The organism is Serratia ureilytica (assembly GCF_017309605.1).
Classification (GTDB): domain Bacteria; phylum Pseudomonadota; class Gammaproteobacteria; order Enterobacterales; family Enterobacteriaceae; genus Serratia; species Serratia ureilytica.
This window is the reverse complement of the sequence record NZ_CP071320.1, coordinates 4350164-4364156: the sequence shown is the minus strand read 5'-3', so window position 1 is coordinate 4364156 and position 13993 is coordinate 4350164. Positions and strand designations below refer to the sequence as shown.

Here is a 13993-nt window from a genome sequence, read left to right as displayed (position 1 = left end):
CTTAACCTAGATTGTGAGTTATACGGGCTAATAATATAGCACCATCTTTCCTATATTGCCTGAAGCATATAAACGCCGGGCTGATTATTATTTTGCATGCGCTTTATCTCTTTTTGATAAATCTTATTGCGCTTGCCAATAATACACCCGCGCCACATCGCAACAGGAGCTCATTGTGGATAGCGCACAGAAAAAAGAAGAGATAGCATTAAAAATCCTACGTGAATTATTGCAATATCGACGTCGCCTCATCGCCGACGATGCTTCTCTGGCTGAAGAGGAGCGGCAGGTCACTCAGGTGCAATTGCCGCGCATTCGGGCATTCATTGAAAACGACCAGCGCATCGAATTCGTGCTGCCGGCTTTTCCGACCAAGTCACCCAACGCCAATAAAGTGATAGGCGCGGTGCCGGACATGGCGGAGCGGCTGTCGCTGATCTTCCTCAACTCGCTGTGCCAGCGCATTCAACTCTATTACCCGCCGGGCGCGCATATCGTTATCTGTTCCGACGGCCACGTGTTCGGCGATCTGATCCGCGTCAGCGACGAAGCGATCAACCATTATCAACGTGAGATTGAAAGCCTGCTGCATGAAGTGGGCGCAACCCACCTGAGCGTGTTCAACCTCGGTGATGTCAAAGGCCTGGCGGAGCATACCGATGACTACGATCTGCTGCGCCGGCTGTTGGTGGACGGTTATGCCGAATCGGAAGAGGCGATCAAGCGCCAGCTGATGCAGGACGAGCAGGGATTAATGCTGTATCGCGCCATCACGCGCTTCTTGTATGAAGACAGCCTCCTGCCGGGCTACAGCGGTTCCAACGCCGCGCTGCAAAAAGACGCCAAACGGCGCGCCTGCGGCGTTATCCAGCGCAGCTGGGCCTGGGGCAACCTGCTGGCCCAGCATTTCCCGGCGGCGATCCGCCTGTCGATTCACCCGCAGCCGGCCGACAGCCTGAAGATAGGCATCCACATGATGCCGACCAAAGACGACTGGCTGACGCCGTGGCATGGCGTGGCGGCCAACGTGAACGGCCAGTTCGTGCTGATGAAGCGTAAAGACGCGCAGAGCCTGGACGGCGAGTTGGTTGAGATCCGCGGCACGCCGAGCCATTACCTGATCGAACAACCGCAGATGGCCTGAGGCCGCTGCATGCTTTTGCGCCCGAAATCCTGACGGGCGCCTTTTTGACGGCACGTTGCCGTGTGAGCAGCACATTCGATGCAAGGAGAATCACTATGAACAACCAACCGCTTAATTGCCACATTCAACCGAACACCCCGTTCGGCGCGATCCTGACGCCGCAGCATCCGGGGCAAAAGGTCAGCGAGCTGCCGGTGGCGGCGCTGCGAGCGCTGGCGCAGGAGCACCACTTGCTGGTGCTGCGCGGATTCGACTCCGGTTTCAGCGAGCCGGAAGTCCTGACTCGCTATGCCGAACAGTGGGGCGAGATCATGATGTGGCCGTTCGGTGCGGTGCTGGACGTGAAGGAACATCCGGACGCCAAGGATCATATCTTCGACAGCAGCTACGTCCCGCTGCATTGGGATGGCATGTATAAGCCGACCATCCCCGAGTTCCAGTTATTCCACTGCGTGGCGGCGCCGTCGCCGGACGAAGGCGGATGTACCACCTTCGTCGACACCACGCGCTTGCTGGCCAATGCGGACGAAGCGTTGCTGGAGCAGTGGCTGTCGGTGTCTATCACCTACCGCATCAAGCAGGTGGTGCATTACGGCGGCGAAGTCTGTTCGCCGCTGGTGGTGCAGCACCCGAACGGCAGAGGATTGATCATGCGCTACAATGAACCGCCGACGGAGGGAAAAAAATTCCTCAACCAGCACGCGCTGGAATATCACGGCGTGCCGGCGCAGCAGCAGGAACAGTTCCACCGTACTCTGCAGCAGCACCTGTACGATCCGCGTCACTATTATGCCCACCAGTGGCAACAGGGTGACGTGGTGGTCGCGGACAACTTCTCGCTGCTGCACGGTCGCGAGGGCTTTACCGCCCGTTCCGCGCGTCATTTGCAGCGCGTGCATATTCAAAGCAATCCGGTGTGCGCCAATCTGGCGCTGAAGCCGGCCAACGCAGAAGCTTAAAAGGAGCATTATGGCAAGGATACTGATGGCGGCGGTCGCCACTCCGGGGCACGTCTACCCGATGTTAGCCATCGCTCGCCACCTGATCGCCCAAGGGCATCAGGTGCGGGTGATGACCGGCGCGCTGTTCCGCGAACGCGCCGAAGCGGCTGGGGCGAGCTTCGTGCCGTTCGACGCGCAGGTGGACTTCGACTATCGCCACCTGGAGGAGCATTTCCCCGAGCGCGCCGCGCTGCCGCCGGGCAATGCGCAGATGGCGCTGGCGCTGAAAGATTTCTTCGCCGCGCCGATCCCACTGTTGGATCGTCAGCTGCGTGCGGCCATCGCCGCCGAAAAGACCGATCTGCTGATGGTGGAGAACTGCTTCTACGGCGTGCTGCCGCTGCTGCAGTCCGCCGAACGGCCGCCGGTCTTCGGGATCGGCGTCACGCCGCTGTCGTATTCTTCGCGCGACGCCATTTTCTATGGCCCGCGCATCCCGCCGGCGCTGCTGCCGCGGGCGCTGACCCGCGAGCAATTGGTGGATGAAGCGACGCGGGTGTTGCTTGATGAGGTGCAGCAAAGCTTTGATACCGCGCTGGTGCAAGCGGGTGGGCGGCCGCTGAATCGCCCGTTTACCGATGCGCTGATCGGCGGCTGCGAGCGTTTCCTGCAGTTGGCCACCACGGCGCTGGAATATGAGCGCGACGACCTGCCGAGCGGCGTGCGCTTCGTCGGGCCGCTGCGCAGCGGTGGTCAACCGGCCGCGGAAGAGGCGCTGTGGGAGGAGGACGATCGTCGGCCGCTGGTGATCGTGTCTCAGGGCACGTTGGCCAATGTCGATCTGCATCAGCTGATCGTGCCGACGCTGCAGGCGCTGGCGCATCTGCCGGTGCGGGTGTTGGCTACTACCGGCGGGCGGGCGACCGAAGGGCTGATGGACGCGTTGCCGGACAACGCCCGAGTGCGGGCGTTCATCTCCTTCGAACACTGGTTGCCGCAGGCGGCGCTCTTGATCACCAACGGCGGTTACGGCTCGATCAACTATGCGCTGGACAGCGGCGTGCCGCTGATTGTCGCCGGCACCGGCGAGGACAAGCTGGAGGCGGCCGCGCGCGTGGTGGCCGCCGGTTGCGGCATCAGCCTGCATACCAGCACGCCAAGCGCGGAACAAATACTGGCGGCAGCGACGCGCATTCTGCAACAGCCGATCTATCGCCGGCGCGCGGCGCTGGTGCAGGAGGACTATGCTCGCCACGATGCGCTGACGGCGATAGCCAACGAAGTGGCCGCCATTACCGCCTGACCACGCTGTGATCCTTTCCCCAGGCGCCGTTTTCGGCGCCTTTTTTCTGCATTTTTTTGCCATGGAAACTGCATGATTATGTACAATCGTCGCAGGCCGCCAAATCGGTTGAATGTTAATCTCACGACAGCGCCGCTGATGAAAGAAGCGCAATATCATAATTTTCTAATTATGAAATGAATCCTCTGGCGGCGCTGCAGCGGGGCAGTTACCCTGAATCGATAGGTTAATGGGATACGCGTTACATCAAGAAGAGAGCAAGCATGAAAGATTCACAAATCCGCATTGCGATTGCGGGCGCCGGCGGCCGGATGGGCCGTCAATTGATCCAGGCGGTGCAGCAGGCGGAAGGCGTGGTGTTGGGGGCGGCGCTGTCACGACCGGGATCGAGCCTGGTCGGCGTTGATGCCGGCGAGCTGGCGGGCATCGGCGCGCTGGGCGTCAAGGTGAGTGACAGTCTGGATAAAGTGGCGAGCGAGTTCGATATTTTGATCGACTTCACCCGCCCTGAAAGCACCCTGGGCTACCTGGAATTTTGCGTGGCGCACCACAAGGCGATGGTGATTGGCACCACCGGCTTCGATGACGCCGGCAAGCAGGCGATCCGCGCTGCGGCGCAGCACATCGGCATCGTGTTCGCCGCCAACTTCAGCGTCGGCGTCAACCTGGTGCTGAAACTGCTGGAGAAGGCCGCGCAGGTCATGGGCGACTATACCGATATCGAAATCGTTGAGGCGCACCACCGGCACAAAGTGGATGCGCCGTCGGGCACGGCGTTGGCCATGGGCGAAGCGATCGCCGGCGCGCTGGGGCGCGATCTGAAAAGCTGCGCGGTCTATGCGCGCGAAGGCCATACCGGCGAGCGCGATCCGAAGAGCATTGGCTTCGCCACCATTCGCGCCGGCGACATCGTCGGCGAGCACACCGCGATGTTCGCCGACATCGGTGAACGGGTGGAAATCACCCACAAGGCCTCCAGCCGCATGACTTTCGCCAGCGGCGCGGTGCGCGCGGCTTCCTGGCTTCGGAGTCGGGATAAAGGTCTGTTTGATATGCGAGATGTATTGAATTTGGACCAGTTATAATTGATTTGCATACCATCGTGATGTGGTTGTATTGGTCATAATGCTATGATAATCGGGCAATAATTTTATTGTCCTTTTTTTTAACATGATAAATATCATGTTGGATTTGTTTTATTGTCAAAGATGTTATTTATCTATATTTACTTTGCTAATCATCTCCTTTTTTTCCACTCTCGGCTTTTTTAGCGTCTTTTTTGTTCCATTCCGGCGCCGTTTTCCGTCATTCTTCCCCGCAACCGTTTTCCAGTCCCGGTTTTCTGTGTTTTTATCGGCGCTCAAGCCGCATGCGCGCCGAGAACTGCAAAAATAAAACAAAAAACGGCAGTTTGGGTAGACAAGCCAGGCACTCATCATTAAAATGCGCCCAATTTGCCAAAAATTGGCCTCGCGGACGGTTTTTGCATTGATTTAGATCGCGATATCTGAATTAATATGCAAATATTGTGATTGATTATTCCTCGGAGGATGTTTTGATAAAGTCAGCGCTATTGGTTCTGGAAGACGGAACCCAATTCCACGGTCGGGCCATCGGGGCAGAGGGAACGGCAGTGGGGGAAGTGGTCTTCAATACGTCGATGACCGGTTATCAAGAAATCCTCACTGATCCTTCCTATTCCCGCCAGATCGTTACTCTTACTTATCCTCATATCGGCAATGTCGGCACCAATGCTTCCGACGAAGAATCCTCCGCAGTACACGCCCAAGGCCTCGTCATTCGTGACCTCCCGCTGATCGCCAGCAACTACCGCAGTGAAGAAAGCCTGTCCGACTACCTCAAGCGTCACAACATCGTGGCGATCTCCGATATCGATACCCGTAAGTTGACTCGCCTGCTGCGCGAAAAAGGCGCCCAGAACGGCTGCATCGTCGCCGCCGATTCGCCGGATGCCGCGCTGGCTCTGGCCAAGGCGCAAGGTTTCCCGGGGTTGAAGGGCATGGATTTGGCGAAAGAGGTCACCACTCAAGAGGCCTACAGCTGGCAGCAAGGCAGCTGGACGCTTGAAGGCGACCTGCCGGAAGCCAAAACCGCCGCGGAACTGCCGTTCCACGTGGTGGCTTACGACTACGGCGCCAAGCGCAACATCCTGCGCATGCTGGTGGATCGCGGTTGCCGCCTGACCGTGGTGCCGGCGCAGACCCCGGCCGACGAGGTGCTGAAAATGAATCCGGCCGGCATCTTCCTGTCCAACGGCCCGGGCGACCCGGAGCCGTGCGACTACGCCATCGCCGCCATCAAGCAGTTCCTGGAAACCGACATTCCGGTATTCGGCATCTGTCTGGGTCACCAGCTGCTGGCGCTGGCCAGCGGGGCGAAAACCATGAAGATGAAGCTCGGCCACCACGGCGGCAACCACCCGGTGAAGGATCTGGACAACAACACGGTGATGATCACCGCGCAGAACCACGGCTTCGCCGTCGATGAAAACGACCTGCCGGCGAATCTGCGCGTGACGCACAAATCGCTGTTCGACCACACGGTGCAGGGCATTCACCGCACCGACAAGGCGGCGTTCAGCTTCCAGGGGCACCCGGAAGCCAGCCCAGGCCCGCACGACGCCGCGCCGCTGTTCGATCACTTTATCGAACTGATTGAGACTTACCGTTCTAACGCCAAATAATCAGGAGCAGTAAAAAATGCCAAAACGTACAGACATAAAAAGCATCCTGATCCTCGGCGCTGGCCCGATTGTTATCGGCCAGGCGTGTGAGTTCGACTACTCGGGCGCCCAGGCGTGTAAAGCGCTGCGCGAAGAGGGTTACCGCGTCATTCTGGTCAACTCCAACCCGGCGACCATCATGACCGACCCGGAAATGGCCGATGCGACCTACATTGAGCCGATCCACTGGGAAGTGGTGCGCAAGATCATCGAAAAAGAGCGTCCGGATGCGGTTCTGCCGACCATGGGCGGCCAGACGGCGCTGAACTGCGCGCTGGAGCTGGAGCGTCAGGGCGTGCTGGCCGAGTTCGGCGTCACCATGATCGGCGCAACTGCCGATGCCATCGACAAGGCCGAAGACCGCCGCCGTTTCGACGTGGCGATGAAGAAAATCGGTTTGGATACCGCGCGTTCCGGCATCGCGCACACCATGGAAGAAGCGCTGGCGGTAGCCGCTGACGTCGGCTTCCCGTGCATCATCCGTCCTTCCTTTACCATGGGCGGCACCGGCGGCGGCATCGCCTACAACCGCGAAGAGTTCGAAGAGATCTGCGAACGCGGTCTGGACCTGTCGCCGACCAACGAGCTGCTGATCGACGAATCGCTGATCGGTTGGAAAGAATACGAGATGGAAGTGGTGCGTGATAAGAACGACAACTGCATCATCGTTTGCTCCATCGAAAACTTCGACGCCATGGGCATCCACACCGGCGACTCGATCACCGTTGCGCCGGCCCAGACCCTGACCGATAAGGAATACCAAATCATGCGCAACGCCTCGATGGCGGTGCTGCGTGAGATCGGCGTTGAAACCGGCGGCTCCAACGTGCAGTTCTCGGTTAACCCGAAAACCGGCCGCCTGATTGTCATCGAGATGAACCCGCGCGTGTCGCGCTCTTCGGCGCTGGCGTCGAAAGCCACCGGCTTCCCGATCGCCAAGATCGCCGCCAAACTGGCGGTGGGCTATACCCTCGATGAGCTGATGAACGACATCACCGGCGGCCGCACCCCGGCGTCGTTCGAGCCGTCCATCGACTACGTCGTGACCAAGATCCCGCGCTTCAACTTCGAGAAGTTCGCCGGCGCCAACGATCGCCTGACTACCCAGATGAAGTCGGTCGGCGAAGTGATGGCCATCGGCCGCACTCAGCAAGAGTCGCTGCAGAAAGCGCTGCGCGGTCTGGAAGTGGGCGCCACCGGCTTCGATCCGAAAGTGAGCCTGGACGATCCGGAAGCGCTGACCAAAATCCGCCGCGAGCTGAAAGACGCCGGTTCCGACCGCATCTGGTACATCGCCGACGCCTTCCGCGCCGGTCTGTCGGTCGACGGCGTCTTCAACCTGACCAACGTCGATCGCTGGTTCCTGGTGCAGATTGAAGAGCTGGTGCGCCTGGAAGAGCAGGTAGCCGAAGCGGGCATCAACGGCCTGGACAAAGACTTCCTGCGCACGTTGAAGCGCAAGGGCTTCGCCGATGCGCGTCTGGCCAAGCTGGCCGGCGTCGCCGAGAGCGAAATTCGCAAGCTGCGCCACAGCCACGGCCTGCATCCGGTGTACAAGCGCGTGGATACCTGCGCGGCGGAATTCGCTACCGACACCGCCTACATGTACTCCACCTATGAAGAAGAGTGCGAGTCCAACCCGACCAACGACCGGCCGAAAGTGATGGTGCTGGGCGGCGGGCCGAACCGTATCGGTCAGGGCATCGAGTTCGACTACTGCTGCGTGCACGCTTCGCTGGCGCTGCGTGAAGACGGCTACGAGACCATCATGGTCAACTGCAACCCGGAAACCGTCTCCACCGACTACGACACCTCGGACCGCCTGTACTTTGAGCCGGTGACCCTGGAAGACGTGCTGGAAATCGTGCGCATCGAGAAACCGAAAGGCGTTATCGTGCAGTACGGCGGCCAGACCCCGCTGAAGCTGGCGCGCGAGCTGGAAGCCGCAGGCGTGCCGATCATCGGCACCAGCCCGGACGCCATCGACCGTGCCGAAGACCGCGAACGCTTCCAGCAGGCGGTCAACCGCCTGGGCCTGAAGCAGCCGGCCAACGCCACCGTCACCGCCATCGAGCAGGCGGTCGAGAAGGCGGCGGGCATCGGTTATCCGCTGGTGGTGCGTCCTTCCTACGTGCTGGGCGGCCGGGCGATGGAAATCGTCTATGACGAAACCGACCTGCGCCGCTACTTCCAGACCGCGGTCAGCGTGTCCAACGATGCGCCGGTGTTGCTGGACCGCTTCCTGGACGACGCGGTGGAAGTGGACGTCGATGCTATCTGCGACGGCGAGCGCGTGCTGATTGGCGGCATCATGGAGCACATCGAGCAGGCGGGCGTGCACTCCGGCGACTCCGCGTGTTCGCTGCCGGCGTACACCCTGAGCCAGGAAATTCAGGACGTGATGCGTCGCCAGGTGGAAAAACTGGCGTTCGAGCTGCAGGTGCGCGGCCTGATGAACGTGCAGTTCGCGGTGAAGGACAACGAAGTTTACCTGATTGAAGTCAACCCGCGCGCCGCGCGTACCGTGCCGTTCGTGTCCAAAGCGACCGGCGTGCCGCTGGCCAAAGTGGCCGCGCGCGTGATGGCGGGCAAAACGCTGGTTGAACAGGGCGTGACCGAAGAGATCATCCCGCCGTACTACTCGGTGAAAGAAGTGGTGCTGCCGTTCAACAAATTCCCGGGCGTCGACCCGATTTTGGGGCCGGAAATGCGCTCTACCGGGGAAGTGATGGGCGTGGGCCGCACCTTCGCGGAAGCTTTCTCCAAAGCGATGCTGGGCAGCAACTCGGGCATGAAGAAACAGGGCCGCGCGCTGCTGTCGGTGCGCGAAGGCGACAAGGCTCGCGTGGTCGATTTGGCCGCCAGCCTGCTGAAGCAGGGCTTTGAGCTGGACGCGACCCACGGCACCGCGGTGGTGCTGGGCGAAGCGGGCATCAACCCGCGCCTGGTCAACAAGGTGCACGAAGGGCGTCCGCACATTCAGGACCGTATCAAGAACGGCGAGTACACCTACATCGTCAACACCACGGCAGGCCGTCAGGCGATTGAGGACTCCAAGCTGATTCGCCGCAGCGCCCTGCAGTACAAGGTGCACTACGACACTACGCTGAACGGCGGCTTCGCCACCGCGATGGCGCTGAAAGCGGATCCGACCGAGCAGGTTACATCGGTGCAGGAAATGCACGCGCGTATTGGTAAGTAACCGCGCGAGAACGCTACGCCAGGGCGCTGCAGATGCAGCGCCCTTTTTTATTCAGTGAATTTGTAGGCTGGCGTTAAAAATTTCCGCTATCAATCAGTGGGCAAACTGTCACTCTGTGTGATTGGTATATGCTTGGTGTATTGGCAAGGAACGAAGGAACGACGATAACAATGATTCTGATAATTTATGCTCACCCGTATCCCCGGCATTCGCATGCCAATCACCGCCTGCTGCAGGCGGTGAGGGATCTTCCCGAGGTGGAGGTGCGCTCGCTGTATGAGCTGTACCCCGATTTCAATATCGATATCAACGCCGAGCAACAGGCGCTGGAGCGCGCCGACATGGTGGTGCTGCAGCATCCGATGCAGTGGTACAGCTTCCCGCCGCTGTTGAAGCTGTGGATCGACAAAGTGCTGGAGCACGGCTGGGCCTATGGCCACGACGGCAACGCGCTGGTGGGCAAAGACTGCCTGTGGGCGGTGACCAGCGGCGGTGACGAGCACCATTTCGAACTGGGCGATTTTCCCAACTTCGCCGCGCTGGCGCAGCCGCTGCAGGCCACGGCGATTTATTGCGGCATGAACTGGCAGCCGTACTTCGCCCTGCACAACACCTTTACCTGCAACGAACCGGCGCTAATCGCCGCCGGCGAAGCCTACCGGCAGCGGTTGGTCGACTATCTGATGGAACATGCCGAAGCGGAAACCAGGGAGGCCAGCCATGGATAACCACCACATGATGATCGAGGGGCTGATCTATCTCGGTTCCGCCGCGCTGTTCGTGCCGATTGCGGTGCGCCTGGGGCTGGGTTCGGTGCTCGGTTACCTGATCGCCGGCTGCATTATCGGCCCCTGGGGGCTGAAGCTGGTGTCGGATGCCGAGTCTATCCTGACCTTCGCCGAGATCGGCGTGGTACTGATGCTGTTTATCATCGGCCTGGAGCTGGATCCCAAACGGCTGTGGACGCTGCGCGCCTCGGTGTTCGGCGGCGGCAGCATTCAGATGGTGGGCTGCGGCCTGGCGCTGAGCGCCTTCTGCTACTTCCTCGGCCTCAACTGGAAGGTGGCGCTGCTGATCGGTTTGACGCTGGCGCTCTCATCGACCGCCATCGCCATGCAGGCGATGAGCGAACGCAATTTGACGCCGTCGCCGATCGGCCGCAGCGCGTTTGCGGTGCTGCTGTTCCAGGATATCGCGGCGATCCCGCTGGTGGCGATGATCCCGCTGCTGGCCAGCAGCGGCGCCACCACGACGCTGGGCGCTTTCGTACTGTCGGCGGCCAAAGTGGTGGGCGCGTTGACGATGGTGGTGCTGCTTGGCCGCTACGTCACCCGCCCGCTGCTGCACTTCGTCGCCCGTTCGGGCATGCGCGAGGTGTTCAGCGCCGTGGCGCTATTCCTGGTGTTCGGCTTTGGCATCCTGCTGGAGATGGCCGGGTTGTCGATGGCGATGGGGGCGTTCCTCGCCGGGGTGCTGCTGGCGAGCTCGGAATACCGCCACGCGCTGGAGAGCGATATTCAGCCGTTCAAAGGGTTGCTGCTGGGGCTGTTTTTCATCGGCGTCGGCATGTCGATCGACTTCGGCACGCTGTTCCATCATCCGTTGCTGATCGCCTCGTTGCTGCTGGGCTTTATGCTGATCAAGGCGGCGTTGCTGTGGCTGATCGGCCCGCTGCTCGGGGTGCCGAAGCGCCAGCGCGGCCTGTTCGCCATTCTGCTGGGGCAGGGCAGTGAGTTCGCCTTCGTGATCTTCAGCGCCGCGCAGCTGGCCGGCGTCTTGCCGGTTGAATGGGCCAAGTCGCTGACGCTGGCGGTGGCGCTGTCGATGGCGGCCACCCCGCTGCTGTTGGTGATCGCCGCGCAGCTGGAAAAAAATGCGCCGAAAGAGGATCGCCCGGCTGATGTCATTGATGACGAGAACGCCAGCGTGATCATCGCCGGCTTCGGCCGTTTCGGCCAGATCGCCGGTCGTTTACTGTTGGCCAACGGCGTGCACACCGTGGTACTGGATCACGATCCGGACCATATCGAAACGCTGCGTAAATTCGACACCAAGGTGTTCTACGGCGACGCCACGCGCGCCGATCTGCTGGAGGCGGCCGGCGCCGCTCACGCCAAGGTGCTGATCAACGCCATCGACGATGTGGAGGACAGCCTGGCGTTAACCGAGCTGGCCAGGCAGCACTTCCCGCATCTGAAAGTGGTGGCGCGGGCGCGCGACGTCGATCATTGGTATCAGTTGCGGCAGTTGGGGGTGGAAAAACCGGAGCGCGAAACCTTCGAAAGCTCGCTGCGCGTCGGCCGTGAAACGCTGGAGCTGCTGGGGCTGGACGCCTATGAGGCGCGCGAGAAAGCGGACACTTTCCGTCGCTATAACCTGAAGATGCTGGAAGATACGCTGGATAATTACCAGGATACTGAATTCCGTATCGCCAGCCTGCAGCGGGCCAAGGAGATGCTCAGCGCGGCCATCGAGCAGGATCAGAATCGGCTGGCGCGGGTGCAGCAGACCGGCTGGCGCGGCAGTATCGACGGCAAGGCGCCGGAAGACGAAGTGGTGGAAGCCAAAGGATAAGGGGAGGGGCGCCGTGATGGCGCCCCTTTTTTGCTTAGCTCAGCGCGACCTTGATGCCTAAGGCGATCAACATGCCGCCCAGCAATTTGTCGACGATCTTCTGCGTCTTTTCCAGCCCGCGGCGCACCGGCCCGCTCTGGATCAAAAACACCAGCAGCGGCCACCAGATGACCGACAGGCCGAGAATAATCCCCGCGTACCACAGCTTGTCACCCAGACCGGAATCGATCTGCAACACCTGGGTGAAGACCGCCAGGAAGAACAGGGTGGCTTTCGGGTTCAGCAGATTGCACAGGTAGCCTTGCGCAAAGGCGCTCTTCAGGCTGACCTGTTGCTGCGGCAGATTGCTGACGTTCATTTTGCCGCCGCCGCGCGACAGCAGCGCCTGGATGCCGATCCACACCAGATAGACCGCCCCGGCGTATTTCAGCAGGTTGAACAGCCACGGTGTGGTGGTGATCACCACCGCCAGCCCGGCGACGCAGTAGGACATGTGGGTGGCGACGCCGCAGATCACGCCGAAGGCGGTCATCATGGCGGCCAGACGCGGGTAGCGGGCGGCGTTTTTGATCACCAGGAAAAAATCCGGGCCGGGGGAAAGCATGCCGAGGGCGGCAATGCCGGCGACGAACAGTGAAGTTTCAAGCATGGGAGGCGTCTCGCGCAAAAGGCAGCATGTTGGCGATAATAACGCCGCTTCCTCTGATGCGCATCAACCCAATGAGGTATTGTTAGGCTCTATGATAATAATTCATCTATCGCCAGCGACGGAGCACCATGCAGCAGACTACCGCCACAGACAGGCCGGAACCGCACCGGCAACAGCGTGAAATCACCCGCTTGTGCATTCAATGCGCGCTGCTGCTGTTGCAGCACGGCGCCGAGAGCACGGTGGTGGAGCAGTTGTCCACCCGCCTGGGGTTGGCGCTGGGGATGGACAGCGTGGAAAGTTCAATCTCCGCCAATGCGGTGGTGTTGACCACCCTCAGCCACGGCGCCTGCCTGACCACGACCCGCAAGAATGTCGATCGCGGCATCAATATGCAGGTGGTGACGGAAGTGCAGCATATCGTGATCCTCGCCGAGCATCATCTGGCGGATACGCACGACGTGGCGCGGCGCTTCGAAAAGATCCGGCCGCTGCGCTATCCGCGCTGGCTGGTGGTGCTGATGGTGGGGTTGTCCTGCGGGTGTTTCAGCATGCTCAACGGCGGCGGCGGCGACGCCTTCCTGGTGACTTTTATCGCCAGCGGCGCGGCGATGCTGGTGCGCCAGATCCTCACCGCCCGCCATATGAATCCGCTGATCAATTTTTGCCTGACGGCGTTTGTCGCGACGTCGATATCCGGGCTGCTGCTGCGCCTGCCGGTGTTTAAAGAGACCTCGAGCGTGGCGATGGCCGCCAGCGTGCTGCTGCTGGTGCCGGGCTTCCCGCTGATCAACGCGGTGGCCGACATGTTCAAGGGGCACGTCAACACCGGGCTGGCGCGCTGGGCGATGGCCAGCCTGTTGACGCTGGCGACCTGTATCGGCGTGGTGATGGCGATGTCGCTGTGGGATCTGCGGGGGTGGTCATGAGTCTGCTGTGGGCATTGTTGCAGGAGATGCTGTTGGCGGCGGTGCCGGCGCTGGGCTTCGCCATGGTGTTCAACGTGCCGCTGCGCGCGCTGCGCTATTGCGCGTTGCTCGGTGCAATCGGGCGCGGCTCGCGCATGCTGATGATGCACGTGGGCATGAACATCGAGTGGGCGTCGCTGCTGGCGGCGATCCTGATCGGCATCATCGGTATCTATTGGTCGCGCTGGCTGTTGGCGCATCCGAAGGTGTTCACCGTGGCGGCGGTGATCCCGATGTTCCCCGGCATTTCCGCCTATACCGCGATGATAACTGTGGTGGAGATCTCGCATCTGGGCTACAGCGAGGCTTTGATGGAGACCATGATCACCAACTTCCTCAAGGCCAGTTTCATCGTCGGCGCGTTGTCGATCGGCCTGTCGTTACCGGGTCTGTGGTTGTACCGCAAACGCCCCGGCGTGTGAAATTCCCCGGCAAAAGAACGTTGGTTATTAGATATGCTGATAAGAGC

11 protein-coding genes are annotated in these 13993 nt (G+C 60.7%); 10 read left to right on the top strand and 1 reads right to left on the bottom strand.

The features are described 5' to 3' along the window. The first annotated feature begins 175 nt into the window (after positions 1-175). The 8 genes from pvcA to kefC all read left to right on the top strand — a co-directional run bounded on the left by pvcA (position 176) and on the right by kefC (position 11907). Complete coding sequence (gene pvcA / locus J0X03_RS20650; protein ID WP_004932937.1) at positions 176-1144, top strand: L-tyrosine isonitrile synthase; 969 nt, start codon at positions 176-178, stop codon at positions 1142-1144. A 95-nt stretch (positions 1145-1239) separates the two neighbouring features. After that, positions 1240-2103 carry a TauD/TfdA dioxygenase family protein gene (locus J0X03_RS20645; RefSeq protein WP_033651693.1) on the top strand — a complete coding sequence of 288 codons (864 nt, stop codon included), beginning with the start codon at positions 1240-1242 and terminating at the stop codon, positions 2101-2103. A gap of 25 nt (positions 2104-2128) precedes the next feature. After that, positions 2129-3388, top strand: a complete 1260-nt coding sequence (locus J0X03_RS20640) for a glycosyltransferase (RefSeq protein ID WP_160204700.1) — start codon at positions 2129-2131, stop codon at positions 3386-3388. Positions 3389-3651: 263 nt separating this feature from the next. After that, entirely contained in the window at positions 3652-4473 is an 822-nt protein-coding gene (gene dapB / locus J0X03_RS20635) for a 4-hydroxy-tetrahydrodipicolinate reductase (protein ID WP_160203959.1), read from the top strand. 470 nt (positions 4474-4943) lie between these two features. Continuing rightward, entirely contained in the window at positions 4944-6092 is a 1149-nt protein-coding gene (gene carA, locus J0X03_RS20630; protein ID WP_160203960.1) for a glutamine-hydrolyzing carbamoyl-phosphate synthase small subunit, read from the top strand. 16 nt (positions 6093-6108) lie between these two features. Further along, the gene (gene carB, locus J0X03_RS20625; protein ID WP_025301533.1) at positions 6109-9333 is read left to right on the top strand and encodes a carbamoyl-phosphate synthase large subunit; all 3225 of its coding nucleotides are present in this window, start codon (positions 6109-6111) and stop codon (positions 9331-9333) included. 170 nt (positions 9334-9503) lie between these two features. Beyond that, the gene (gene kefF, locus J0X03_RS20620; RefSeq protein WP_033641826.1) at positions 9504-10061 is read left to right on the top strand and encodes a glutathione-regulated potassium-efflux system oxidoreductase KefF; all 558 of its coding nucleotides are present in this window, start codon (positions 9504-9506) and stop codon (positions 10059-10061) included. Continuing rightward, entirely contained in the window at positions 10054-11907 is a 1854-nt protein-coding gene (kefC, locus tag J0X03_RS20615; protein ID WP_033651689.1) for a glutathione-regulated potassium-efflux system protein KefC, read from the top strand. The genes kefF and kefC overlap by 8 nt, the downstream gene beginning before the upstream one ends. A gap of 34 nt (positions 11908-11941) precedes the next feature. Here kefC and J0X03_RS20610 read toward each other — a convergent pair whose 3' ends face one another. Continuing rightward, on the bottom strand, positions 11942-12556 hold the full coding sequence (locus J0X03_RS20610; RefSeq protein ID WP_015376619.1) for a LysE family translocator: 615 nt from the start codon (positions 12554-12556) through the stop codon (positions 11942-11944). Positions 12557-12684: 128 nt separating this feature from the next. On the opposite strand from J0X03_RS20610, the gene J0X03_RS20605 reads away from it, so the two are divergent. Together J0X03_RS20605 and J0X03_RS20600 are read left to right on the top strand one after the other, a co-directional pair. Beyond that, entirely contained in the window at positions 12685-13485 is an 801-nt protein-coding gene (locus J0X03_RS20605; RefSeq protein ID WP_033641829.1) for a threonine/serine exporter family protein, read from the top strand. Continuing rightward, entirely contained in the window at positions 13482-13946 is a 465-nt protein-coding gene (locus J0X03_RS20600; RefSeq protein WP_033651687.1) for a threonine/serine exporter, read from the top strand. Before J0X03_RS20605 ends, J0X03_RS20600 begins: the two co-directional genes overlap by 4 nt. The last annotated feature ends 47 nt before the right edge of the window (positions 13947-13993 follow it).